This window comes from Clostridium sp. CF012 (assembly GCF_018861755.1).
Taxonomy (GTDB): domain Bacteria; phylum Bacillota; class Clostridia; order Clostridiales; family Clostridiaceae; genus Clostridium_AD.
The window spans coordinates 71798-97391 of record NZ_JAHLEF010000003.1 but is presented as its reverse complement, the minus strand read 5'-3'; the positions used below and the strand labels follow the sequence as shown (position 1 = coordinate 97391).

Here is a 25594-nt window from a genome sequence, read left to right as displayed (position 1 = left end):
ATACAAAACATTAATAAATTTTGTTCCTATGGTCTATATCATTGAATTAGCACTTTAACAAAAATAAAATAAACTTTAAGTAAAATCAAAAAACCCTTTAATAAATTACATCATGTATCGTATATAAAAGTGAAAAGATAAATATGGGATAATGATCAATAATTGTTATCTACATAAGAACAATATGAGGAGGAATTAACATGAAAAATGCAAAATTAAGTTTATTTGTACTCGCTTTAACATTATCAATCGGTGTATCATCTGGAGTTTATGCTTGTGAACAAAATAAAACTAAGAACGGTGGAAAACCAACTTCTGTAGCACAGAAAATAAATTTCAAAGATGCAAAAACTCAGCAATGGGATGCGAAATTCCTTAAAAATCATGAAGATAAGAAAAACTTTAATAAGAATCACAAAGACTTCAAAAAGGGAAAAGAACATAAATACGACAAAATTAAGCCAGTTATTAGTGTAGAAGATAAAGCAGCTTTAAAAGTTAAAAGAGATAAAATAGCAACAGTTAAAGATGCTAATAAAGTTTTGAAAACTACAATTATTAAAAATGCAGAGGCAGTTAAGGTAGAATTAAAGAGAATTGAAGATACCAAGGTAGTATTAGATCCATTAGTAAAAACTGAAGCTGATTCAGTTTTATTAGCTGTAAAAGATGCAACTACTAAGAAAGCTTTAGTAAAACCAGTAGTTTCACCAGTTGTACCAGTTAGTGTTGTTGTAGCACCTGTAGTACCCATAGTTGAGCCTACAGTACCTGTAGTACCTGTAGAGAAAACTTACTTAGATAAACTGAATGAAAGATTAGATAATGTGTTTCAAAAGTATACAGAAAAAAACACAAAGTTAACTACTTTAGCAACTAGACTTTTAAGTCTTTTAAATGCTTTAACACTTATAAAATAGAATAGTTGTGAAAAATAAAAGTCTTGAATTCAGGGCTTTTATTTTTTACTCTTGAAATAGAAAATCTAATCAGAGAAAAATACAATCTGCCATTAACAAAAACAGTTAAATAATGTGTAATCTTAACAAAATCTAAAAAATAAAATTAGGGTATTACATGAATGAAAATATTATGCTACACTAGTAAAGTCAATGCGTTGTACCGACGGTCAGATCACTTGTCGTCGGTACAAGGCATTTTTTTGATTTAAATAAAACTAAGGAGGAAATTATGGAAAAATGTATGCCTAGAAATGAAAAAGAAGGATTGATTTATGGGGGTGTTATATGTACATTGACTTGTATATTCATGGCAACCATGAATATTTCTATTAACATGGGTGGAGTTTCAGGAGAAGCTATAGTTACAGCATTAAAAGCATTTCCAATAGTTTTTATAATTGCAATGATACTTGAAAAGTATATTGTGGGCAAGGTAGCTGATAAACTAGTGAATGTTTTTAGTTCACCAACAGATAGTTTGAATTCTCATATTCTGTTTAGGACATTTTTTACCGTTATTGGTATGTCCATTATTATGACAAATGTGGGAGGAGTTTTAGCAAGTGGGTTCAGTCTGGAAGTCATTAAAGAGTTCCCAATTAACTGGCCACGAAACTTTTGTGTAGTTATATTTTTGGAACTGCTTATTGTACAGCCTATTGCAAGAACTGTGATGAGAATAATCCATGACAAGAGTGAAACTGATTTAGATGAAAATGATTTGAAGTTAGGTTAAGTGATTAATTATCAATTAATTTATCATTAAGTTTTTCTTGATAATCACATGAAGGATCACATCGTTAATAAATTTATTAATAGTGTTATTCGATATTTTATTTAATAATAAGAGTAGAATCATTTTTTATGTTTGGTATATGAAAGATAAAATATTTTAGGAGGTTGAAATATGTCAATGTATGGGGATCGATTAGTAAATGTACAGGCATTAAAAGAATGGGTAATAGGATTATCATTAGATAGCGTAGATGAAGTTAATATTGCAGGTAAAATCATAGAATTAGGAGATACATTTAGAGAGATGCTTAAAGCACAGCTAGGATATTTTAAGGCGGCTGTAAATAATCTTAAAGAAGGAGATGATTGGAGAGAATTACGGGGGATATGTTCACCAATGTTTTATAATGTCTTTTTTAAAGTTGGTAATAATGCTATTAAAATTGCAAATTATTACGAATGTTTAGTTGTAGCTAGTGATCTTGGTACCAAAAAGAAAATAATTAAAGGTTTTGTTGATTATTTAGATATTGGTGCAGTAAATCTATATGATGGTAAAGAAGCAATTGGGTGTATTGGTATAAAAAGTGATCTAATCTGGTCAGTTTTGTATGATTACTTTGTATTTGAGGATGATTTTGGAGGAATAAATCATACAGTACCATGCCAAGAAGAGTATATGGCTATACAATTGATTAATGTTGATAAAATGTCTATAGAGCAAATAGAACATAAGGTTAATGAGATATTACTAAAATGTTCTATGGAATTAGAATTAAATTTTAAGGTAGTAAAATTAGATAAAGAATTAAGAGATAAGGGAAATGATGGACTATATGGGTTACAAGTTCATGAAAATGAATATGAATCAGAACCATTAATGTACTTTAATAATGGTATAGGAACTGAGGATATAAGAATGAAATATTTAAGTTATTATCAAGTTCTCGAATATTTCTTTAATCGTGCACAAAATTATAAAATAATTGATGAGATAAAATCTGGGGATTATATTACAACTGAAACTATAAATCATAGAGAATTAAAAAAAATTCTAAAAAAATATGTAAGTACGTTAAGTGAACGAGAATCATTAAAATTAGTTTTAAAAAGGGGATTAGATATAACTGAAATAAAGGGTTGGATTAATGAAAATCAAGAACGAATGGGACAATACACAAGTTGTTCAGTAGCAAGCTTAAATATTGATTTATCTAAATCTGATGAAAAAATTATAGGGAAATTGGCAGAAAGGATATACTATTACAGGTGTGCTATTGCCCATGCTAAGGGAGATACAGATGATTATTTAGCAATTCCTGAACAAAGTGACTATGTAATACAGCAAGAGATACCGTTACTAAAGTTAATTGCAGTAAAAGTGCTTAAAGATTGTTCGGAAATTTAGGTGTAAGTATATTTCTTGACATTCTACAATGTAAAAAGGGTATAATAAATTTATAGAAGTAGACACTAAGAATGGCTACCTTGTGTTGGTATAGAAAGTAGATAATCAAAGAAGTCATAGAATGGTATGACATTTAATTTATGTAAAACAAAAAATATATAAAAAAATATAAGAAGAAAAGGAGATACCATGACAGAGAGAAAAGAAATAATAGAAATAGGATGGAACTTAGACAACAGCTATGCTCGTCTACCAAAAGCATTTTTCAACATAATCAAACCAAACCCAGTATGCTCACCGAAGTTGATTATTTTCAATCATTCCTTGTCATCATCCCTTGGGCTTAACGTCAATGAGTTGCAAAGCAATGATGGCATAGCAGTGCTTGCTGGTAATCAGATTCCAAAAGGAACTTTACCTCTTGCACAGGCTTACGCAGGGCATCAATTCGGGCACTTTACTATGCTGGGGGATGGCAGGGCTATGCTTATTGGCGAACATATCACGCCTTCAGGCGAAAGGTTTGATATTCAACTGAAAGGTTCAGGTAAAACACCATACTCCCGAGGAGGCGATGGTCGAGCGGCACTTGGACCGATGCTACGCGAATACATCATTAGCGAAGCAATGCATGCGCTTGGTATTGATACCACCCGCAGCCTTGCAGTGGTGATAACTGGTGAGACAGTAATCCGCGAAACCGAGCAACTTGGTGCAATTATGACTCGCGTGGCTACCAGTCATCTCAGAGTCGGAACCTTTCAATATGCTTCAAAATGGGGAACAGCTCTGGATCTCCGCACTCTAGCTGATTACACATTGCAAAGACATTTTCCAGACGCTTTAGCGGGTGGGAACCAATATCTTTTTCTACTTCGGGAAGTAATTAAGCGTCAGGCCACGCTGATTGCCAAATGGCAACTGGTTGGCTTTATTCACGGGGTTATGAACACGGACAACATGGCCATTAGTGGAGAAACCATTGATTATGGTCCTTGTGCCTTCATGGATTCCTATGACCCAAAGGCGGTATTCAGTTCCATTGACATTCAAGGCCGCTATGCCTATGGCAATCAGCCCCATATTGCCGAGTGGAATCTCGCGAGATTTGCTGAAACCCTATTGCCGCTGCTACATGTTAATCAGGACCAGGCTGTTAAACTAGCTCAGGAAGCAATTGCAGATTTTACTAAGTTGTATCACATTAATTGGCTCTCGGGAATGAGAGCAAAACTAGGAATATTTAATGAGGAAATGCAGGATGAAGCCCTCATTGAAGGTCTCCTCAGTTTGATGCAGAAGTATCATTCGGACTATACCAATACCTTCCTCTCATTAACTTTTGATACAGGGTTGGATATGGCCCTATTTTGCACCACAGAATTTGTTCATTGGAATGAGCTGTGGCAGGCGAGACTAGGCAGACAGAAAGAACCGAAAGCCTCCTCGCATCAGCTTATGAGGAGTTCAAATCCAGCGCTAATCCCTCGTAACCACCAGGTAGAAGCTGCACTAGAAGCCACAGTGAAACAAGGCGACTACAGCGTGATGGAGCGTCTTCTAGATGTTCTGAAAGACCCCTACGCGCACTCCCCGGAGCAGGCTGATTACGCTAAACTACCTGCGATATCAACCCGTCCTTATCGAACCTTTTGCGGTACTTAATTTAAAAAAGTTAATCTTTTGTGAAAACTAAATTGGGATTACTGCACTTGCTTACCATTTACAAAGACTTTTTTCTAGTTCATTGATATAACAATGAATCCACCATGTCTACGATAGTAACATTATAGTTTGAATCTTTAAGATTTATTAAGTAAGGTGATACTAATTTATCCTCAGACTGTAAAATTTTTACTGAGGGTCTCAAACAATAGCAGGAATAGTTTTTAACAACTATTCCTATTAAATTATTACTCAATTTTACACAGGTACCTATTGGATAAGGTGCTATTTTATCAGAAAAAATCTTCACTAAACTCTGATCAAACATAGTACCACCACCACCCATAATGTACTCGATAGCTTCAGAGGGCAATACACCTTTTCTATAAGGTCTATCAGATACAAGTGCATCATATACATCAGCAATTGCTATTATACGTCCGAATAGAGATATCTTTTTCCCTTTTATACTTAAGGGGTATCCTGTACCATTATAATTTTCATGGTGCTGATATATTCCCATATAAACTTTAGTATTGATATATAAATTTTCTTTTATATAGCTATAGCCATTTTGGGAATGTTGTTTTATTATTTCAAACTCTTCATAAGTTAATTTAGCAGGCTTATCTAATATTTCATTAGGGGTATATATCTTACCTATATCATGTAATAAGGCGGCAGTGCCTAATAAATACAAATCTTCTTTTTTAAATTTAAGAGCTACACCTAATACCATGGATAATATACAAACATTTACGGAATGATAAAATGTGTACTCGCTTGCTACTCTTAAATCCATCATATTAACCATGATATCCTCATTACCTGATATCTCATCAACAATATTTCCCATTAATATTTCAATAATTTTAAGTGAAGATTGTACCTGCTTTTTTGTTCTATTTGGCTTCATTAAATTTTTTATTGATTTTATCGTTCTCATCTTTAAGTCTTCACTGATAACCTCCGCTACAGTAATATCTTCAGATAGTTCATCATTAATATAGATTCCACAGTAACCTAAATAAATCAATCTTTTTACATATGACAGATGAATAGGTGATTCTTTCTTTAACAGAACTTCTCCATTATTACCATACAAGGTTTTACCTAAAATCATGCCTTCTCTTACATATTTAATTGGTACATATCTCATTTAAACTCACCCCGAATATATTGAAAATATTGATAGTTTATTTCTTTTGCAAAGTCTAGTTTATACTCTTTGTTGTTATAATTATATATGAATGTGTCATATTTTGTCAAGGAAATACATCATTTATTATCAATAATTGTCGTATTTAACAATTTATATTTAGATGCTATATTTTATTACTTATAAAGAAATATGAGGTATTCACCCATCCCTCATAGAATTGAGGTGTTGTAAGTTAAAGATTTGTATATTGTTGAGGATTTTGTTATAATTCAGTTGTTTAACATTCATGTTTTCTCCTTAGTTATTTTTTTTGTCGTAACTTAATTATAACAGGAGATTCCAAGAACTTTTTTTTGCGTGGAAATTAGTGGAACCATTTACGCTTATTTTAGCTAATAATAACTTAAAAATAATGTATTTACTATATATAATCGAAATAAACAAATTGAGAGCAATATTTTAGAGTAATATTGTAATATAATTATGTTTTATATTTAAAAGGGGGATATGGATATGAAGTACACTGAATATGGAAAAACTCAAAAAATAGTTTCTGTAGTGGGCTTTGGAGGGTTAAGATTTGACTTAAGTAAAAGTAATGAGGAAAATGCAGAATTAATTAAATATGCCTATAGTAAAGGAATAAACTATTTTGATACTGCACCCGGATATTGTGATGATAGAAGTGAGGATATATTTGGTGTTGCTTTTAGAGAAATGATAAAAGAAGGAAAATTAGATTTTATTGTTTCTACTAAGGGAAAACCTAAGGTGTATGATACCGCAGAAAAGGCAGTTAATGCTGTAAAGACCTCTTTAAAGAGATTAGGAGTTCCTAAAATTCATTTTTATCACGTTTGGTGTATAAGAAAGATGGAGCACTATGAGTTGTGCATGAAAAAAGGAGGGCAATACGAGGGATTGCTTAAATGTAAAGAGGAGGGTTTGATAGATCATATTGTTTTTTCCTCCCATCAACCAGGTGAGCAAGTAATAAAGGTGCTAGATGAAAATAAGTTTGAAGGAGTTACCATGGGAATTAATTTATTGAACTTCCCGTATAGATGGAAGGGAGTAACTCATGCTTATAATAATGGATATGGTGTTGTGGCAATGAATCCCTTAAGTGGAGGTTCTATTCCGAGTCATGAAAAAGAATTGGCTTTTTTAACAAAAGACGGAGAAACAGCCACAGAAGTAGCCTTGAGATTTAACATATCTAGTCCTGAAATTACTATAACTTTAGTTGGGTTTGGAAGCATGAACGATATTGATGAAGCTTGCAGGATAGCTGATGAATCAAAGCCTTTTACAAAAGAAGATATTAATAAGTTAAGAAATATATTAGGAGAAAATATGAATGAGATTTGTACAGGCTGTGGATATTGCAAAGTTTGTCCAAAAGGAATTAATATACCAGGATACATGTTGTTTTACAATGAAAAGCAAATGTTTAAGAAAAGCGATGAAGAAATGATTCAGTCTGTTTATGGCTTAGAATATTGGAATTACTCTATGAGTAATAAAAAATTTGCTAATGAATGTGTTAAGTGTGGCAAATGCCTAGAAGAATGCACCCAACACCTTCCTATAATAGATAGATTAAAACAGATTGCGGGATGGGAAGAAAAAGGAACTAATGATGTAACTGTATAAGGTAACTTCAATAACATAAGCACATATTGCAAGAAAAATCTAAGGATGCCACGGGGTCATGAACAAATTGTGCTTACAATTTGTTCATGACCCCGTGGCATTTGCTTCAAAGACTCCACTTATGATAATATTGCTATGGAGTCAGATTACAGGTAAACTGATTATAACCCTAGTTCCCTTATCCAGTTCACTATAAACCTTAATCTCACCGCCATGAATGGTGATAGTTGACTTAGCTAAGGATAAGCCAAATCCCATGCCATTACTTGAGCTTATATTAAACCTATCCACTCTATAAAAAGGTTCAAAGATATTATTAATTTCCTCTATAGGTATACCTTTACCTGTATCCTTAATTTCAATCCTTATGGTATCTTTCTCCTGGTAGCAGTTAATGCTAACTTGTCCATGTAACTTGTTATATTTTATACTATTTTCTACTACATTATAAATCGCTCTGTAGAGGAGCACTTCATTTCCTTTAATAGATGAAACAGCGGTAAGCATTTTAAAATCTAACGCAATATGATTGGTTTCTGCAATGATTGCTAAATCCTCAACTACATCCTCTATAATCATAACCATATAAACCTGGTCATCTAAAGAAGTATTTTCCTCTCTAACTAAGTCTAAAAGAGTTTCTATCATGCTGTTCATCTTACCTACTGATTTTTCTACAATATCTAGCGTTTCTTTATACTCTTCTACCGTTTTTTGTTCTCCATCATTTAATACATCTATATTAATCTTCATGGCGGCTAAGGGTGTTTTAAGTTCATGGGCTACACTGGCATTAAATCGTTTTTGAGAGGTAAAGGCATTATTAAGCTTTGCTAACATTTGATTAAATGAAATGCTAAGCTCCTTAATTTCATCATGTGGGCCTTGAACCTCTAGGTTGGCTAATAAATTATTTCCACTAATATTTTTAATATTTTCATTTAGCACCTGTACGGGTTTTAAAGCCTTGTCTGCGATAAGATAGGCACTTATGCCTCCTAGAGAAATAATGATGAGTAGAGTTATGATAGACCCCGTATATATACTAGAAACAGCATTTGTCATTGTGGCTTCAGATGTTACAATGGTTGCTGTAAGTGATTGACTATTATCTATAGAGTCAGTTGGTAGGGATGGTGAGATTCCATTTTCTTTTACCTTAAGATTTTCAGTAGAGCTACTAGCAAGAATACTAGTTGGAATTGTTCTTCTAATATCAATATTCATAGATGTTACAATAGCAACACAGGATAGGGTTATAAGAAGAACTGTTAATAGGGTAAACCTCCATTTAAGTGTGATATTTAGTTTATTCATCTTGAACACCTCTAAATAGGTAGCCAACGCCTTTTAGTGTAGTAATGATATCCTCTTTACCTGTAGCACTTATCAATTTTTTCCTCAAGGAATAGATATGCACCCTAATAACCTTTGTGAAAGGGTCAGCATGATCATCCCAAACATGATTAAATAACTCCTCACTACTCACGGCTCTTCCTTTATTTTGAAGCAAGTATTTTAATATAGAATATTCCTTTAGTGTTAACGGAATATCTTTTCCGTCAAAACTTATTTTAAGCGTAGACAAGTTAAGTTCAAGACCTGCTTCCTTTAGGATATTAGGTTTACTAACAAATTCTCTTCGTAATAAACTCCGTATCCTTGCCTTTAACTCTTGGAAATCAAAGGGTTTAACTAAATAATCATTAGCACCTAAATCTAATCCTTTTATGCGATCTTCAATTTCTCTATTAGCAGATACAATTATTACTCTAGTATCTGGGTTATTTTTTCTTAAATCCTTTAGAATAGAGAAACCATCTACACCAGGTAAATTAATATCTAGTACAATTAAATCATAGGTGTTAAAACTTAAAAGCTCTATAGCTTCATCTCCATCTGGTGCCACATCTACTGCATAGCCATCCTTTTTTAGACCTTTTTGAAGCGCTTCTAATATACTGATTTCATCTTCCACAATTAACAATCTCATAAAGATCTCCTTATCTATAATAATAAATGCTGGTTATATTAATAATTATAATCAATTACTATTAGTATAACCAGCATTCTAAGCTATTATTTTTTAGTTGTTGCAGCTTCAGTTGGTGTAGCGGCAGTACTTGCAGTAGTTGATGTACCATTTTTAACCATTTTTTCATATTGAGCTATTTCTTCAGCTGTAAGTTTTGTAGCTTTTGTAGCTTCAGTTAAGGATGCAGCTGGTGTAACTAAAGTACCAGCTTTAGTTGCGCTTTCAAATTGAGCTATTTCCTCAGCTGTAGCTTTTGTTGCTGTTGTAGATGCTGTAGCGCCTATACTTGTTGTACCTAATTTATTTTCATTTTGATTTTGTGATGCAAAGGTAGTAGCTCCACCTAATGTTAATACTGTTGCTAATGCTAATGCTCCTAATTGTAATTTTTTCATTTTTTTGTCCTCCTAATATAATTTGTTACTTATTTGCTAAGTACATTTTCATATTAGCATAATCAATGTAAAGTTAAGGTTAACTTTTATTTGTGTAGCTTTTAGCAAAATAAATTGTCAGTTGCAACACAAAATGATTTCATTGGGCGAAGGAAATAGCCCTTGCCTTTTGCTGCTTTGATCTACTTCTCTGCACGAGGGCATTTATATTTCCTTCTATTAAACAAAGCACTAATCATAAATTTTAATGAAAATGATATGATTAAAAAGGCCCTAAATTAGAATGGAAATAGTCTCACATTATTGACAAGGGGTGTAAAGTGAGTTATGATAATATCATATACTTTAGGCATCTCCCTTATGCATTTGTGGGAAGTGTCTTTTGTGCTATTTCATGGAATTTCATAAATGTGTTATAAAGGAGATATAATTATTAAGCATTCAATTAATGACCTGACATCATATGCTTTTAGAGCTTTTTAAGTCATTTGGTTGTTATGGAGGAAAGAAAGAATGTTATCTTGTTTATCTGCGTTAGGAAAATCCTTAATGCTTAACAAACCTAGAGATATTATCAAAACTAAACTTAACGAAGATGAATGTCTCTATAAAATTAAATCAATACGGTATAATTAAATAATTCTACGTGGGAGGAGCACTTACAAATGTCTCGAAAAATATTTATAACTAAATCAGACAAGGATAAATTATTGGGAATAATTAGTAAATACGAAGATTTGAAAAACAAACAAAATCTAAAAGATCTTGAAGCAGAAATAAATAGAGCTGATGTCACTAGTCCTGAACAGCTGCCTAGAGATGTTATCACGATGAATACAAAGGTTAGCTTATTAATTGGAGATACTGAAGAAGAATTTAGTCTCGTATACCCAAGTGAAGCTGATATTTCAGAAAATAAGATTTCTGTGTTATCCCCTATTGGGACAGCTATTCTCGGTTATTGTGAAGGTAGCATTATAGAATGGAAAGTACCAAACGGTACAGTGCAGATTGAAGTTAAAAAAGTCCTTTTTCAACCTGAGGCTCAGGATTCTTATGAGTTATAACTCATCTATGAATCATTTCTATGTATATTTATAGAAGTGGTTCATTTTTTATATCTTAAATATTTATGAGAAAGTCAAAAAAATGAGAAGAAAGTGAGGAAAAAAATTATGATTAAAATACCAGATAGAATTAAATTAGCAAATCTTCCAACTAAGATAGAAAAGCTTGATAGGTTATCAAAATTTTTGGGCGGACCTGATATTTATATAAAAAGAGATGATTATACTGGAATTGAGGTTTCAGGAAATAAAATAAGAAAGCTTGAATTTTCAGTTAAAGAAGCACTTGACATGGGATGTGACTATTTAATAACTTGCGGAGGGATTCAATCAAATCATGCAAGATCCACAGTAGCGGCTGCAGTTAAAATTGGGATGAAAGCAGGTCTTGTTTTAAGAGGTAATGAAGACACGCAAATAGATGGTAATTTGTTTATAAACAAACTTTTAGGTGCTGACATAAAATTCATTACACCAGAGGATTATAAAAATAGAAGAATGGAAATAATGGAAGAGTTAAAATCCGATCTGGAAATTAAGGGCTTTAAACCATACATTATACCTGAGGGAGCTTCAAATGGTATAGGTAGCTTTGGATATTATAATGCTATGGAAGAGATAATCGCTCAGGAAAAAGAGCTAGGTATTCATTTTGATGGAATTTTTATAGCAGTAGGATCAGGTGGGACACATGCAGGATTATTACTTGGGAGTAAAATTTTGAATAGTTCGTCACAAATTTATGGAATTAACGTATGTGACGACGAAGAACATTTTAAAAATACTATTCATGAAATACTTATAGAAAGCAATAAGTATTTGGATATGAATATTCATTTTGACAGGAGTGAAATAAATATAATAGATGGATATGTTGGCCGTGGTTATGCACTAAGTACCCCAGTGGAACTTAATTTTATAAGTGAATTTGCAAAACTCGAGGGGATTATACTTGACCCTGTATATACCGGTAAAGGAATGTATGGACTTACAGAGGAAATCAAAAAAGGCAGATTCCATGACTTCAAAAACATATTATTTATTCATACAGGTGGGCTATTTGGATTGTTCCCTCAAAAGGATTTATTCGAATTTGATGGTAACAAATAAGCAATCAGTAGTATGGATAAAGTAATAACAAAAGGCAAGATTACCCTTGCCTTTTTATAGATAGAAAAGATTTCAGGCGTTTACATTTTGTTCACTACCGTCGAGGGTGTTTATGAGTGAAGTGAATTTTCTGTTTTTTGACTATTTAATTGGACTAGCTTGGTAACTTCGTTCCACACACTTTTATATAAAGCAACGATGTAATACCTACAACTCCAAGGGTAATCAATCCCGTAAGTATATTTCTATCTATACCTGGTAGAAGAAATAAAATTCCAATAGGTATTATACCGAATAGCATTCAGACCACAATTCCCAGGTGAAATTTGGCATCTTAAGGTTAATGAAGATTCCCCACACAGAAGTAAATCCCACATAAGCAAGTGGTGTGACAAACATCCATAGGGTTAGCATAATATCCGATTTCAAAGAAAGACTCATCAGTAGAGAACTTATTAGAGATACAGTGCCATAAGCATATCGTAATCTTTGAAGGCAAATAATATTCCGCTGGCCTTAAATAGAGTAAAAAACATGATAAGCAAACTTGTAATGGTAAATGCATAGTATGGAATAATAGCAGTAAGTCTGATACTACCCAGCCCATATCCCATTCCAAAGCAATATAGTGCCAACATAATCACAACTAAAGTCATTGATATAGTAAACATAACAACTCTAGTTTTCTTCTTTTTATCCTTCTCATATAGAAAGGTGTTCACTCCCGATTGATTTAGAAACTGTGCTTTTAAAAGAATCAAGATGCTATTTTTCATTTTTCACCACCTCCATATAGAGTGATTCCAAGGATTGATTTCGAATCAAAGCTTCAGTATCTCCCGCTTCAATGAGTATGCCCTCTTTAATAATGGCAATTTTATTGCATAGTTTTTCAGCCACATCTAGCACATGTGTAGAGAAGAAAATAGCACTTCCCTCCTTGCAAATTTCATGCATAGTATTTTTCAACGTGAGAGATGCTTTCGGATCTAATCCCACAAACGGTTCATCTAACAAGAGCAGTTTTGGTTTATGGATTAGAGCGGAAATCAGAGCCAACTTCTGTTTCATTCCGTGAGAATAAGAAGAAATCAAATCTCCTAGTGCTCTAGTAATTTAAAATGTATTTAGTTAATTATTGAGAAATCCTCATTTAATTCTTAGAATGGTAAAACCATGCTTAATATAAATCATATCTATAATTTTAAGAAATTTGAGAACAATATATATTAAACCAAATTTATTTCAAGAGCGCCTAACTCAATTAGTAATAATATAAGACCTCACTTCAGTGATGGGAGGTTCACAGAAAGGATTATGAAAAACATGGAAAAAAATACAAGCAAAAAACGTTATAAATGGTGGAAATTATTAATAATAGGGTTAATAATATACATAGTAGGTTTAAAAGTGTTGGTATTAACGCAAAACCCAAATTTATTTCCAGCAATAGTTATGCTAGGCAACTTCCTTATACCAGTTACCTACGTGGCCTTTTTATATCAAAAGAGAACTTTAAGCAATGTAAGTATGCCTATGACTCTTGCAGGGTTCTTTTATGGTGGGTTTTTAGGAATCTTTGCAGCAGCAATGCTTGAACCAATTTTTATCCAAAACCTAAATTTTTCAACAGCTATGTTTGTAGGTATAATTGAAGAATTTGCAAAAATCGTTGGAGTATTAGTTATTTTCAGAAATAGAAACCATGACCTTCAGCTAGATGGGTTAATTATTGGAGCAGCCGCGGGAATGGGCTTTGCAGCATTAGAAAGCTCAGGCTATGCCTTTACTACATTTTTAAGGAGTGGTGGAAGTTTATCATCTACTGTATATATAACACTACTCAGAGGAATATTATCGCCACTAGGGCATGGTACTTGGACAGCTATTTTAGCAGCTGTACTATTAAGAGAAAGTGCTCCGAGAAAATTTTCATTAAATTTAAGGGTTATTGGAGCGTTTGTTACCGTGGTTGTGCTGCATGGACTTTGGAATGGAATCCCCTCTATAATTGGAATGTTTACACCTTCCGCAATTGCTGCTTTTATCGGACAGGGCATCATTGGTATTCTCGGTATACTTATATTAATTAGATTGTGGTTTAAAGCAAAAAAACTGGCGAGAGAACGATTAGCAAGGAACTAATAATTTTTAGTTTATATTAGAACCCCTGAAGTTTTCTTTAGCAAGAATCTGACTTTCAGTCAGAACCTTGCGCCGACCGGGAAGTTAATATTGTTAGTATATTTTCATCAATTTATCCTAATCATAAAATAGTAAAGAAATAAAATAAAAATACATGTGAGGGGAATGAAAAAATGAAAAATACAAGAATTGCTTCAATATTAATTAGTGTCAGTATGACTATTATAGTATTTTCTGGTTGTAGTAGTCGTACAAAGGTACCAATTGCTATGAAACAACCAATGGTTAATACTACAAAACCTAACCAAGCTAACTCAACAACCATGATGAAACTTTATTCTACTACTCTTAAAGACCTAGTTACTGCAAAGACAATAACACAGGCCCAGTCAAGTAAAGTGCTTGCAGCAATAACAAACAATATGTCACCTAATACAGTAACAACGCCTAATACAGTAACAACGCCTAATACAGTAACGACACCTAATACAACAACAACACCTATTATTATAAGCTCATTAGTAAAAAGCAAAGTAATTACTCAAGAACAAGCTAATACAATAAACCTCAAAATTCAAGAAGCTATGAAAAGTTCAAAGTATTAAGTAATTAATAATTTTATAAAATAAGTTTAATGAACTAGAGATTAATGCTCTAGTTTTTTAATTGTTCAAAATATAATTGCGTAGTAGATAAGATAATAATATGAAGTTTTAATTGATTAGGGTACTCTAAATTAGTATCTAAATTTTTCATTTACAAATATGTCTTTAACCGTTAGAATTAGTCTATAATTGTTATAAATTGCGCAGTAACAATGTTATTTTATCACCTAAGGAGAAGTGATTTAATTCATGAGTATTAAAATTAAAATAATTATTAGTTACTTAATATTAATTCTACTTACAGTAAGTTTTCTTGGAATTTTAATTGGTAAAATAACAAAGGATGCAGTATTTAAAGAAGTTAAAGAAAAAAGTAAATCTGTAACTGAATTAATTGATACTACAATAAGTGTAAGAAATGATTCCATTGTAGAAAAATCTTATAGTGATTTGAATTCTGCCGCGAAGTTATTATATAGGTTGGGTGATCTAAAAGTAGATAATTCTCAAAGTATAAAAGTAGGGGATTATTATTTACCAGTTTTATATGCTGGAACACAAAGGCTATCATTAGATACTAAGCTTGTTGATGATATACAAAAATCTACAGGAAGTACAGGTTCTATATTTTTGTTAAATAATAATATGTTAATAAGAGTATCTACAAACCGCATTGAATACAACCGAGGAATTGAAGGAACATACTACTCTGCAGGCTCTGATGTTTACAATAAAATAATTAATAATCAAGAGTATTTGGGTTCACATTCATATGAAGGTGAAAGTTATTTATCAAGAATTAAGCCATTACTTAATAAAGATAAAAAGATTATAGGAGCAATAGGTGTAGGCAATACACTGCTTAATAATTATTTAGAAGAAACATTAAATAGCGTTAAAATAGGAAAAACAGGTTATGTATACATAATGGATTCTAATGGAAAAGCAATTATCCATCCTACTGATAAGGGGAAAAATCTAAGCGAATATGACTATAGTAAAAAAATAATTTCAAATAAGGATGGGATAATTGAATACACATATAAAGGCGTACATAAATTAGCTTATCATATGTATTTCAAACCTTGGGATTGGTATATTGTCACCACAGCTAACTATGATGACTTAGCATCATCAAGTAAATCAATTTTTTATACTACATTATTAAGTGGGTTATTAATGATTTTACTAGGTGGGATTATAGCTGTATTTATGGCCAACCATTTAGTTAAGCCCATTAATAAATTAAAGTCATATATGGAGATAGCGGGTAAAGGTGATCTAACAGTGCATTCAGATATAAACAATAAAGATGAAATAGGGGTATTATCCGATAGTTTTAATAATATGATTACTGAAAATAAGCGGTTGATAGAAGAATTAGTACAATACGATAAATTAAAAACCGAATTTATTGCCAATATGTCGCATGAATTAAAGACACCGTTAAATATAATTTTTTCTACAGCACAGTTATTTTCTGTATATATAAGCAAAGATTCAAATACAGATAACATTGACAAGTTAAATGAATATACAAATTATATAAAACAAAATTGTTATAGACTGTTAAGACTCGTAAATAATATAATTGATATTAGTAAAATTGATTCTAAATTTATGGAGTTAAATTTAAAGAATCAAAATATAGTACAAGTTGCCGAGGAAATAACCCTATCGACTATTCAGTATGTACAAGGTATGTCAAGAACAATTATTTTTGATACAGATATTGAAGAAAAAATTATGGCCTTTGATGAAGAACAACTGGAGAGGATTTTACTTAATTTAATTTCTAATGCTACTAAATTTACGAGGCCAGGAGATACAATTGAAGTCGGAGTGTACGACAAAGATAATCACGTTATACTTTCTGTAAAGGATAATGGCATAGGGATTCCAGAAAATAAGTTATCACGAATTTTTGAAAGGTTTAAGCAGGTGGACCCAATACTTAGTAGAGCACATGAGGGTAGTGGTATAGGACTTGCTATAGTTAAATCTTTAGTTGAAATGCACGGAGGTATAATTAATGTAAAAAGTAAATATCAAGAAGGTACAGAATTTACAATAAGCTTGCCTGTTAAGATGGTTGACCATAATGATAATCAAAATTCAAAAATAGGTTTAATGAATCAAACAAATATTGAAAAAATACAGATCGAATTTTCTGATATATATAAATAAAACACATCCATGATGTTATAAATATCATGGATGTATTTTTATGACCTTTAACCTACCAATGCTTAGCTGTAGCTTCATTATTTGAAATATTATCTTTTTTGCTTAGCATCAAACATAAAGCATCTAGAACTATATGAATAGTTTGGTCAAATAAAGAGCTTAACAACTGAACAGATTTTCTTCCTTCTCCATTATCGCCTTTTGTAGTGCCAGGCACCACAATTAACTTATGGGCTAAAGAGGCAATACTGGATTGTACTTTGCTTGTAACAGCTATTATAGTACAGCCTTTCTCTTTAGCTTTTTTTGTATTTAAAACTACGTTTCCACTTTCACCAGATCCAGAAATAGCGAAATATATATCATTTTTGGCTACTGCTGGAGTTATGGTTTCACCCACTACATATACGCTATAGCCTAAATGCATAAGTCTCATGGCAAAGCCTTTTCCCATAAGTCCTGATCGGCCTTCTCCATCTACAAATATCCTTGTATCCTTACTTATAGAATTTACAACCTCTTCAAGCTGCTTCCTATCTACCTTTAATAATACAGAGCTTATTTCATCGACTATAATATTTAAAGTATCCACTTATATCATCTCCTTAAACTTTTTAGCTGCCTTCCCTATGTTATCAGCCTTTGTTATGGCTCCTCCGATTATCACAATATCCACATTTGCTTCCTTGATAGTAGTTATAGTCTGATAATTTATACCACCAGCTACAGCAACTTTGCTGATTTTAGGGAACTTTTCCTTGAATTCTTTTAGAAGAGCAGTTAGATCTTGTTCTCCTCCATCAGAGGGGGAGTGGATGCAAAAGATCGCATCAGAAAAACTTGTTAACATATTTATTTTTTCATAACCTACCTCTAAAAGATCTATCATCATGAATTTACCGAAATCCTGGGCAACTTTATAGCAAGCTTCCAGGGTATTAACGGAAGCTGCTCCCATAACTGTAGCAATGTCTGCACCACTATTAAAAGCCGCTTTAAATTCATAAGCACCTTCATCAATTGTTTTCATATCAGCCAAGATAATCTTATTTGGAAAAGCTTCCTTAATTTCTTTAATTGATACAATACCAAAGTCTTTTATTAATGCTGTTCCAACTTCAATTATATCTATGTAGGGACTAGCTTCTCTTGATATTTCCTTAGCTTTTTCAATACTTACTCTATCAATTGCAAGTTGTATTTTCATATTTTTCCACCTCTTAGTGTTGCATGTATTCCTGAAGTTCTTCACGACTCGGCATACCCTCATTATCACCGGGTACCATTACCTGTAAGGAACCTATAGCATTACCCCTTGCTACTGCTACTTTAAGTGGTAAATTTTCTAAAAGCCCACTTATTATACCAACAGCAAATCCATCCCCAGCTCCAACAGTGTCTACTACTTTCTCAACCTTATACCCAGGGACTGTGTATGACTCATTTTGAGTTTTTACAAATGCTCCCTTATCCCCAATTTTTATAATTACAGTCTTAACTCCAAGGGTTAAATAAAAGTCTGCAATTTTATTTGGGTCGTCGCTTCCTGTTAGCGTTAATCCTTCTGCAACACCTGGAAGTACCATATCACATTTTGATGCAATATCATTAATTACTCTAACCATTTCCTCTTTACTATCCCAAAGAGCAGGTCTTAAATTGGGATCAAAAGTTACAAATATTCCCTTTCCTTTTCCTCTACTTATTAATTCATAGGTCGCTTCTCGGCAGCTATCAGATAATGCTGGAGGTATTCCAGTAACATGAATATGTCTAACTCCATCTAAATCTATTTTTTTAATATCCTCTTTTGTAATATGTGATGCTGCACTGCCTTTTCTAAAGTATACAACCTCAGGATCTCCAACCTCAGTCTTGCTTTTCATTTGAAAACCGGTGGGAAATTTTGCATCAAAAGTTATAAAACTTATATCAATGGACTCATTTATTAAAAAATTCTTTATATATTTTCCAAAAGGGTCTAGTCCAAGCTTTGTGACATAGCTAACATCATAACCCAATCTTTTTAAGCCAATGCACACACCAACTTCAGCTCCTGCTAAAGATTTTGTGAACTTTTCAACATCTTCCAGGTTGCCAACAGTGTCAGCTATAAACATTGCCATAGGTTCACCTATTAATATAATTTCAGACATTGTTATCAGATCCTTTCATTGCGAGTACTTCATCATATAACATTTTTGCTCTTTTCTCATCATGGGGATATAGGAGCAGTATATCAAATAGATTAGGATAGTAAGAGATTTGCAGCAATTCTTTAGCAAAAGCCATAGCTGCAATTTCCCCTAGCGCTATTAAGCCTGAATTGTATTTTATAGGACCTAATTTCCACAACCTTATTTTTGTACTATTTGTATATATTTCTTTGTTTTTACCCTCAATGAAGTGAAACATTTCATGGGCTATTAATATCGCTTCTATTTTCACTTCATCAATTAGCAGATTAAGATTTTCTTTTTCGACTATTTCTTCTGCTTTTTTAATATTATTTATATTGATAGATATCTTATTCGGCGAGTTAAATTTAGCAAATAGAATATAATCATTGGCATTAGTTTCCTCTATTTCAGAAATAATTAACCCAAGCTGCTGGGCATACTGGCGACAATTCTTTGTTCCATATTTCTCCTTAAGATCTATAGCTTCCAGGCGACCACACTCATTAGCCTTCTTAATCATATCATCTTTTTCTTTACCAGTTACTTTACTACACAAAGGATCTCTCTTAAAAGTATATAATCCCCATATATTTTTATCTACAGTTTTTAACTCTCTTATTAAATCCTTTATCATAAGTCATTCTTTGCCCCGACAATTATAACATTTTCATCTGGGTCTAAAAGCGTAGTCTCCGTTTCAATAATCATATATAATTGCTCAGTGCTGGTCATTCCTGAATAGTCCAGTACTTTCCCTCCAATACACAGATAAACATCTGGTGTAAGCCTCATATCGCTCTTATAAACTGAAAGGTTATCCCACATTTCATCTATAGCATTCTCAATATCCTTTACCGTGCATTTGATTCCTATGCCATCGCCTCTTTGAATTTTGATAAAGCCCTTCTTATCAACAACTCTAATTTGTATTTTTTCTGACTTTACATCCTTTACTCCAGAGAAGACATAGAATACATTATTTTTGCATTCAAGTTTTACTTTGTCAATTGGCAAACCGATAGATTTAGCAGCAAGCTCTTTAGCTTCCTCCTCCGTACATTTTTTTAGTAAGTCAGTAGTTTGAACTTCTGTAGAACCTAATGCTATGGCTGTTATTTTTGAAGTTTGAGGATCAATTTCAATTTGAACCTCTATAGTATCTGGAACAGCACCACTAGCAATTGCCAAATTTGCTACTTCCTTTTTAATATCAGCGATATCTTTACTTGTGGGACTCGGTATAACTCTCTCAACAACATCTCTTATCATAGCAAGCGCAACTCCTATAGAGGATATTACTTCTGCATTTTCAGGTATACTATATTCTAAACCCATATTCTTAGCCGTATATGGAAGTAATGCTGCGGCACCGCCACCCACACCAACTAATGAAATCTGGTCTTTTTCAAGTTTATATTTTTCAGCAAGACCTTCAATGACTGGTTTAATCTTTTCAAAGGATTTCTTTAGAATCTGTTTTGCAACTTCTTCAACTGATATTCCAAGATGCTTTGCTAAAGGCTCCATAGCCTTTACAGCAGATTTTACATTTCCATATGAAAAATCCTCTGGTTTTACAATGCCTAACACATTTGCTGCACAGCTATTAGTAATTGTTATTCTTTTTCCACTTTTTAATTTTATAGCTACATAATCCGCTGGGTCACCTTTCTTAGGTGAAAAGAATTCTAATTGTGGATCTACAATCTCATCCTCAGGAGTATATACAGAATATTCCATACCTGCTATATGAGCACTTCTTGGACCTACATCCACTATTCCAGTAGTATTAGCTCTTACCATACTACCTCCAGCAATACCAAGAACTCGTACGTCAAGAGAGCTTATGTAAGTAGCATGTCCTCCTACTATAGAATAATCAACGGCAGGTCTACCATTTTTAATAACACCAATATTTGTGCTTGTTCCTCCTACTTCAAAGTAAACACCATTTGAAGCTCTTAAATACATAAGAGCACCAACTACGCTGGCTGCTGGTCCAGATAACATTGTAAGCACTGGACGTTTTTTCATCTCTGAAATATCCATAACTCCGCCGTCTCCACGCATTATCATAAGGGGAACTTTTATTCCTGCCTTCCTAACGCTACTTTCTGTACTTATAGCAGTTTCTAGCATTTTGGGAAGAATACTTGCGTTGATGGCTGCAGTTCTTGTTCTTCTTGTCAATCCATAAAGTTTACTTATTTCTGAGGCAACGCTTACGGGAACATTTATTTTTTCGGCAACTGCTTGAACTTGTTGTTCTTCGCTAATATCATCAACTCCAAAAGCCTTAGAAGCAACAATAACACTAGAACCTTGACCTATTAGCTCTTTAATTGCATTTGTTATAGTTTCAGTATTTATGTTCTTCTTTTTTAAATAAGTATGGTGTACTTTAATAATCTTACCTGTTCCTAAATCAATATCAGCAATTCTTGTTTGTTTTTTAGATAAGTAACCCTCAAGGCCACCTGCTCCCATTCCTATAATTCCAACATCTGCAACGTCTCCCTCTAGTAATGCATTAGTTGCTTGAGTTGTGCTATGTGCTATAAAAATAACTTCATCTGGATGAATATTGTTGGCATTAAGGCATTTTTCAAAACATTCTATAACGCCAGCGGAAACTCCTAATTCATGATTATGAGATGTCATAACAGATGCTTTCCCTATAATCTCATGAGTATCATTGTCTATAGCAACTGCCTTTGTATGGGTACCTCCTACGTCGATTCCAACTCTAACTAATCTTTTTGTCATGGTTGTTTCCTCCTAAAATCCTTTATTTTAAAACTGGTCTACAGAATTTCTTCTGCAGACTATATAAATATTATAAAATACTTTTTAAGCTCCAAACATTACAAATGCAATTATTGTGTTTATAATACAGATTAACCATGCCCATAAAACCCCTGATTTCAAGAATTCCTTTACACTAACCTTTGAATAATTCAATGCCCATAAATTCCAAGATTGTGTTGGACAAGCTGAAATATTCATTGTAATTGTTGATATATAGATTAATGGGAATAATAATGTGGGAGTAAATACTCCAATTGCATTTAATATTCCAAGTGTTGCAGAACCCGCTCCAAATACAGTTAATGGTCCTCTAAATAATCCCAGTGGTGCAGCAATGGCAAATAGTATACAAAGGAGTACTACACTAGTTGGCATTATTCCACCTAGTATTGATTGAAAAAATACAGCATCTAAGCCAGCAACCTTGTTAAACATTGGAAGTATAAATAAAAATCCAAGTAATGAAGCAACGTCTAGAACGCCATCATAAAAAGTCTTTGTAACGATTTTTTCTGTGTTTTTAAAAGATTTAAGCTTTCCACAAACAAATAATGCATAGAATACCGCAACTATAAATGCAGGTATTGACTGCCACTTAAACACTATAGTTAAAATAACTGGAATAAGTGGAGTTATTAATGCTATAGCTGGAACATGCTGTGAACTACTTGAACTTGAGCTTTGAGCTGCCCAAGCATGATTCACTGAAGTTTTACGAAGTCTTACAGCAAGCATAATTATTACAACTAATAACTGAACTCCCATTGCAGCAAATCCGAATTTTAAATAATTAACATCATATTTGAACCCTTCGAAAAGTCCTTGCATTTGTTTAAATAAAACTAAGTTTACATACATGCCAGAACCAACTGACATTAAATAAGAACTAACAGCAAGTGGCTTTGGGACACCTAAGGATAAAAGGATTGGTAGTACTATAACACCTATTGCTACAACCGCACCTGCTCCAAAAGTACTAGTGAAAATAAGACCAGTTACAATTGATAGTAATACAGTTGTAACAAGAGGGTTGTCCCCGCCAAGCTCAACAGTTTTTCTTATGATAGTAGATGCAATCCCGGTTTCAACTAAAACCCTACCGAACCAACTACCAAAAATAACTATAACTGCTGTTGCACCCCAACTTTCAGGGCCGCCTTGGAATACTTTAGTCTGTGCTATTTCCCAAGTAATCTCTCCCCCTACCATACCTAGTGCCACCCATAGGACAGCCATGATTAAAAATCCTAGCATAAGATTGCCACCCTTAGCAGCAAAATAAATCAATCCAAAATAAGATATTAACAATAAAATTCCAATAATTACTGGCAAAGTCATTTTAATATTCCTCCTTCTATCACTTGCATTATATTTGTGTACCGGTTCACATGTTGGGCCTTTTGTACCACCTCCGTAATGCATTTAGGGATGTTTTGTTTAGTTCATATCCTGTAGCTTATTTATTTCTTTATTCAATCCCGCAAGAGTATCTGGGAAGCAGGGATATTCTATTGCTACAGGTATTTTTCTATCGAATATGTGAAGTATATTTATCCAAGGTATTATACCTTGATTTAATATCGTTGCTTGTGGCTTATCTTTCATATAAACATCTTTTAAATGTATATATGTAACGTATGGTTTTAGTTTATATGCATTTTCTATTGGTTCTTCCTTCTGCCAAAGCCAATTTCCTATATCAAAGGTACAGCTAACTTTCATTCCAAATGTTTCTGCATCCTGTAAGAATTCTTGAATCTTTTTAACTTGTCCATTTTCTTTAGTCTGGTCATTTTCTATAGTAAGCTTTATTGAATATTTATCACAAAGTGAGTTAATTATATAAACGTTTTCAGAACTTAAATGATTATAGTCGCCAATATTGAATTTAACATTTCTGCAATTCATCTTATCAGCTTCTTTAAAGGATTCTTCAATTTCATCAATATTTAACTCACCGCCCGCATATAAGTATCTTGGCACTGAATAGTAAATCTCCATTTGAAGCTCCTCTGAAATATCTCTTATTTCCAGAAGTTCTGTCTCAAAATCTTTTATAAACTCACGTCTAACCTCAACTTTGTTTATTCCTAAATCGTGAATATCCTTTAATAACTTTGATTGTTTTACTCCATTATTTAAATCTTCTAAGAATACTAAGGTATTTATTACTATATTATTTTTTTGCAAATTATCACCCCGTTATTTTGAATTTCCTATTATAAGCTTAGCCTCTAACTCTTTGTATTTTGGCTTGCCTTTACTTTTTCCAGTGATTCTTTTTATAAGCATCTTAGCGGATTCTACACCAACTTCATAAGAATGGTGTGAAATAACTGGCATTTCAGAATATACAAGGGTTGCCCAACCCCAGTCTTCAAAACCACATACATAAAAATCTTCCGGTATTTTATATTTGGACTTTTTTATTCCTTGTAGCAAGCTTAATAAAACAACTCCATTAATGGTAAATATAGCTTTAGGTTCGTGTTTATACAAATTATTAAACTCTTCAATTGCTTTAATGGACGTACTATCATCCTTTGAATCAATAGTATATATTAGACTATTATCATCTACATCTAGTAATTGCTTCATGGCATCCAAGTATCCACTCCTCCTAAGATGTCTGGCTCTATTCCCGCATGGCTCCTCAGTGAAGAATGCAATGTTTCGATAACCTTTTTCCACTAAATGCTTTATTGTATCAAAGGTTATGTTATAGTTATTTATAGCAACAGAGTCTATTTTTAAGTCCTCCATAGTTCTGTCCGCTAGTACTAATGGTACCCTTGTTTCATTAACCTCAACTAAAAATTCATCGTTATATCCAGTAGTATTTACAATAATTCCTTCAACTTTATTATCCATTAAAGACTCAATATACTCTCTTTCTTTATCTGGGTCATTATCCACATTAGATATAACAACTTGATAACCATGAGCTTTGCAAGTATCTCCAATTCCCTTAAGTAATATTGATGAGAATTGACTGGCTATATCTGCTATTATTACTCCAATTAACCCGCTTTTTTTAGACTTTAAAGACTTTGCAACATTGCTTGGCCTATACTTAAGTTCTTCTATAACGCTTTGTATTCGTTTTCTTGTATCCTTTGACATAAATTCGTATTTACCATTTATATATCTTGATATAGTGGTTTTGGATACTCCTGCTGCATTTGCCACATCAATTATTGTTGTTAAATGTCTTTCTTTTTCCATAATATCTCCTTACTGTAAATCAATTAACGGGACCAGTTAACAAAATACGAAACCGGTACACATAAATACTATAAATTCATAATATAACAAACATTCTATAAAATCAATAGTTTTTATAGAATGTTGGATATTTTCTTTAAGCTAATGTTGTGCTTTTCAGACTTAGCACCCCCTCACATTAATTGAATTTCTTAGGTTTAAGGCTATTAATTTATAATTTAAAGTTAAATTAGTGCTTGAAAAAAAATC

24 protein-coding genes and 1 pseudogene are annotated in these 25594 nt (G+C 32.7%); 10 read left to right on the top strand and 15 right to left on the bottom strand.

Annotation, left to right across the window (positions count from 1 at the left end; translation table 11 throughout):
• Nucleotides 1–200 precede the first annotated feature (200 nt).
• From KPL50_RS04695 to KPL50_RS04680, 4 genes are all read left to right on the top strand, one after another.
• On the top strand, nt 201–920 hold the full coding sequence (locus KPL50_RS04695) for a hypothetical protein (protein ID WP_216297302.1): 720 nt from the start codon (nt 201–203) through the stop codon (nt 918–920).
• A 271-nt stretch (nt 921–1191) separates the two neighbouring features.
• Nucleotides 1192–1698 (top strand): DUF2798 domain-containing protein, encoded by a 507-nt coding sequence (locus KPL50_RS04690; RefSeq protein WP_216297301.1) that lies wholly within the window; start codon nt 1192–1194, stop codon nt 1696–1698.
• 171 nt (nt 1699–1869) lie between these two features.
• A complete protein-coding gene (gene mauJ, locus KPL50_RS04685; protein WP_216297300.1) occupies nt 1870–3105 on the top strand; it encodes a methylamine utilization protein MauJ in 1236 nt (411 codons plus the stop codon).
• Nucleotides 3106–3294: 189 nt separating this feature from the next.
• Nucleotides 3295–4770 carry a YdiU family protein gene (locus KPL50_RS04680; RefSeq protein ID WP_216297299.1) on the top strand — a complete coding sequence of 492 codons (1476 nt, stop codon included), beginning with the start codon at nt 3295–3297 and terminating at the stop codon, nt 4768–4770.
• A 79-nt stretch (nt 4771–4849) separates the two neighbouring features.
• Here KPL50_RS04680 and KPL50_RS04675 read toward each other — a convergent pair whose 3' ends face one another.
• Complete coding sequence (locus tag KPL50_RS04675; RefSeq protein ID WP_216297298.1) at nt 4850–5929, bottom strand: HD-GYP domain-containing protein; 1080 nt, start codon at nt 5927–5929, stop codon at nt 4850–4852.
• A gap of 516 nt (nt 5930–6445) precedes the next feature.
• Between KPL50_RS04675 and KPL50_RS04670 the strand changes: the two genes are divergently transcribed.
• Entirely contained in the window at nt 6446–7588 is a 1143-nt protein-coding gene (locus KPL50_RS04670; RefSeq protein ID WP_216297297.1) for an aldo/keto reductase, read from the top strand.
• 141 nt (nt 7589–7729) lie between these two features.
• Here the strand turns inward: KPL50_RS04670 and KPL50_RS04665 are convergent, their stop codons facing one another.
• The 3 genes from KPL50_RS04665 to KPL50_RS04655 form a co-directional block, all read right to left on the bottom strand.
• Complete coding sequence (locus tag KPL50_RS04665; protein ID WP_216297296.1) at nt 7730–8905, bottom strand: cell wall metabolism sensor histidine kinase WalK; 1176 nt, start codon at nt 8903–8905, stop codon at nt 7730–7732.
• Nucleotides 8898–9581, bottom strand: coding sequence for a response regulator transcription factor (locus KPL50_RS04660; protein ID WP_216297295.1), 684 nt, complete (start codon nt 9579–9581; stop codon nt 8898–8900). The genes KPL50_RS04665 and KPL50_RS04660 overlap by 8 nt, the downstream gene beginning before the upstream one ends.
• Before the next feature lie 86 nt (nt 9582–9667).
• Nucleotides 9668–10018, bottom strand: a complete 351-nt coding sequence (locus tag KPL50_RS04655; protein ID WP_216297294.1) for a hypothetical protein — start codon at nt 10016–10018, stop codon at nt 9668–9670.
• A gap of 665 nt (nt 10019–10683) precedes the next feature.
• Here KPL50_RS04655 and rnk point away from each other — a divergent pair.
• Both rnk and KPL50_RS04645 read left to right on the top strand, forming a co-directional pair.
• Nucleotides 10684–11085, top strand: a complete 402-nt coding sequence (rnk, locus tag KPL50_RS04650; protein ID WP_216297293.1) for a nucleoside diphosphate kinase regulator — start codon at nt 10684–10686, stop codon at nt 11083–11085.
• Nucleotides 11086–11193: 108 nt separating this feature from the next.
• A complete protein-coding gene (locus tag KPL50_RS04645; RefSeq protein ID WP_216297292.1) occupies nt 11194–12195 on the top strand; it encodes a D-cysteine desulfhydrase family protein in 1002 nt (333 codons plus the stop codon).
• A 154-nt stretch (nt 12196–12349) separates the two neighbouring features.
• On the opposite strand, the gene KPL50_RS04640 is transcribed toward KPL50_RS04645, so the two are convergent.
• From KPL50_RS04640 to KPL50_RS04630, 3 genes and pseudogenes are all read right to left on the bottom strand, one after another.
• The gene (locus KPL50_RS04640) at nt 12350–12496 is read right to left on the bottom strand and encodes a hypothetical protein (RefSeq protein ID WP_216297291.1); all 147 of its coding nucleotides are present in this window, start codon (nt 12494–12496) and stop codon (nt 12350–12352) included.
• A gap of 154 nt (nt 12497–12650) precedes the next feature.
• Nucleotides 12651–12971 (bottom strand): hypothetical protein, encoded by a 321-nt coding sequence (locus KPL50_RS04635; RefSeq protein WP_216297290.1) that lies wholly within the window; start codon nt 12969–12971, stop codon nt 12651–12653.
• Nucleotides 12961–13311 (bottom strand): annotated as a pseudogene (locus KPL50_RS04630) (AAA family ATPase); the annotation flags it as partial. The gene KPL50_RS04635 and the pseudogene KPL50_RS04630, both read right to left, overlap by 11 nt.
• 210 nt (nt 13312–13521) lie before the next feature.
• On the opposite strand from KPL50_RS04630, the gene KPL50_RS04625 reads away from it, so the two are divergent.
• From KPL50_RS04625 to KPL50_RS04615, 3 genes are all read left to right on the top strand, one after another.
• Entirely contained in the window at nt 13522–14340 is an 819-nt protein-coding gene (locus KPL50_RS04625) for a PrsW family intramembrane metalloprotease (protein ID WP_253200452.1), read from the top strand.
• A 173-nt stretch (nt 14341–14513) separates the two neighbouring features.
• Nucleotides 14514–14945: a hypothetical protein gene (locus tag KPL50_RS04620; protein WP_216297287.1), complete on the top strand. Its 432-nt coding sequence runs from the start codon at nt 14514–14516 to the stop codon at nt 14943–14945.
• A gap of 249 nt (nt 14946–15194) precedes the next feature.
• Nucleotides 15195–17132: a Cache 3/Cache 2 fusion domain-containing protein gene (locus KPL50_RS04615; RefSeq protein ID WP_216297286.1), complete on the top strand. Its 1938-nt coding sequence runs from the start codon at nt 15195–15197 to the stop codon at nt 17130–17132.
• Nucleotides 17133–17184: 52 nt separating this feature from the next.
• On the opposite strand, the gene hxlB is transcribed toward KPL50_RS04615, so the two are convergent.
• From hxlB to KPL50_RS04575, 8 genes are all read right to left on the bottom strand, one after another.
• Nucleotides 17185–17724, bottom strand: coding sequence for a 6-phospho-3-hexuloisomerase (gene hxlB / locus KPL50_RS04610; RefSeq protein ID WP_216297285.1), 540 nt, complete (start codon nt 17722–17724; stop codon nt 17185–17187).
• Complete coding sequence (hxlA, locus tag KPL50_RS04605; protein ID WP_216297284.1) at nt 17725–18339, bottom strand: 3-hexulose-6-phosphate synthase; 615 nt, start codon at nt 18337–18339, stop codon at nt 17725–17727.
• Between the two features lie 13 nt (nt 18340–18352).
• Complete coding sequence (locus KPL50_RS04600) at nt 18353–19288, bottom strand: sugar kinase (RefSeq protein WP_216297283.1); 936 nt, start codon at nt 19286–19288, stop codon at nt 18353–18355.
• Nucleotides 19281–19946 (bottom strand): hypothetical protein, encoded by a 666-nt coding sequence (locus KPL50_RS04595; RefSeq protein ID WP_216297282.1) that lies wholly within the window; start codon nt 19944–19946, stop codon nt 19281–19283. The genes KPL50_RS04600 and KPL50_RS04595 overlap by 8 nt, the downstream gene beginning before the upstream one ends.
• Nucleotides 19943–22078, bottom strand: a complete 2136-nt coding sequence (locus tag KPL50_RS04590; RefSeq protein WP_216297281.1) for a hydantoinase/oxoprolinase family protein — start codon at nt 22076–22078, stop codon at nt 19943–19945. The genes KPL50_RS04595 and KPL50_RS04590 overlap by 4 nt, the downstream gene beginning before the upstream one ends.
• Before the next feature lie 84 nt (nt 22079–22162).
• Nucleotides 22163–23458: a citrate transporter gene (locus KPL50_RS04585; RefSeq protein ID WP_375372902.1), complete on the bottom strand. Its 1296-nt coding sequence runs from the start codon at nt 23456–23458 to the stop codon at nt 22163–22165.
• A gap of 99 nt (nt 23459–23557) precedes the next feature.
• Nucleotides 23558–24310 carry a sugar phosphate isomerase/epimerase gene (locus KPL50_RS04580; protein ID WP_216297280.1) on the bottom strand — a complete coding sequence of 251 codons (753 nt, stop codon included), beginning with the start codon at nt 24308–24310 and terminating at the stop codon, nt 23558–23560.
• Between the two features lie 12 nt (nt 24311–24322).
• Nucleotides 24323–25345: a LacI family DNA-binding transcriptional regulator gene (locus KPL50_RS04575; RefSeq protein ID WP_216297279.1), complete on the bottom strand. Its 1023-nt coding sequence runs from the start codon at nt 25343–25345 to the stop codon at nt 24323–24325.
• Nucleotides 25346–25594: the final 249 nt, after the last annotated feature.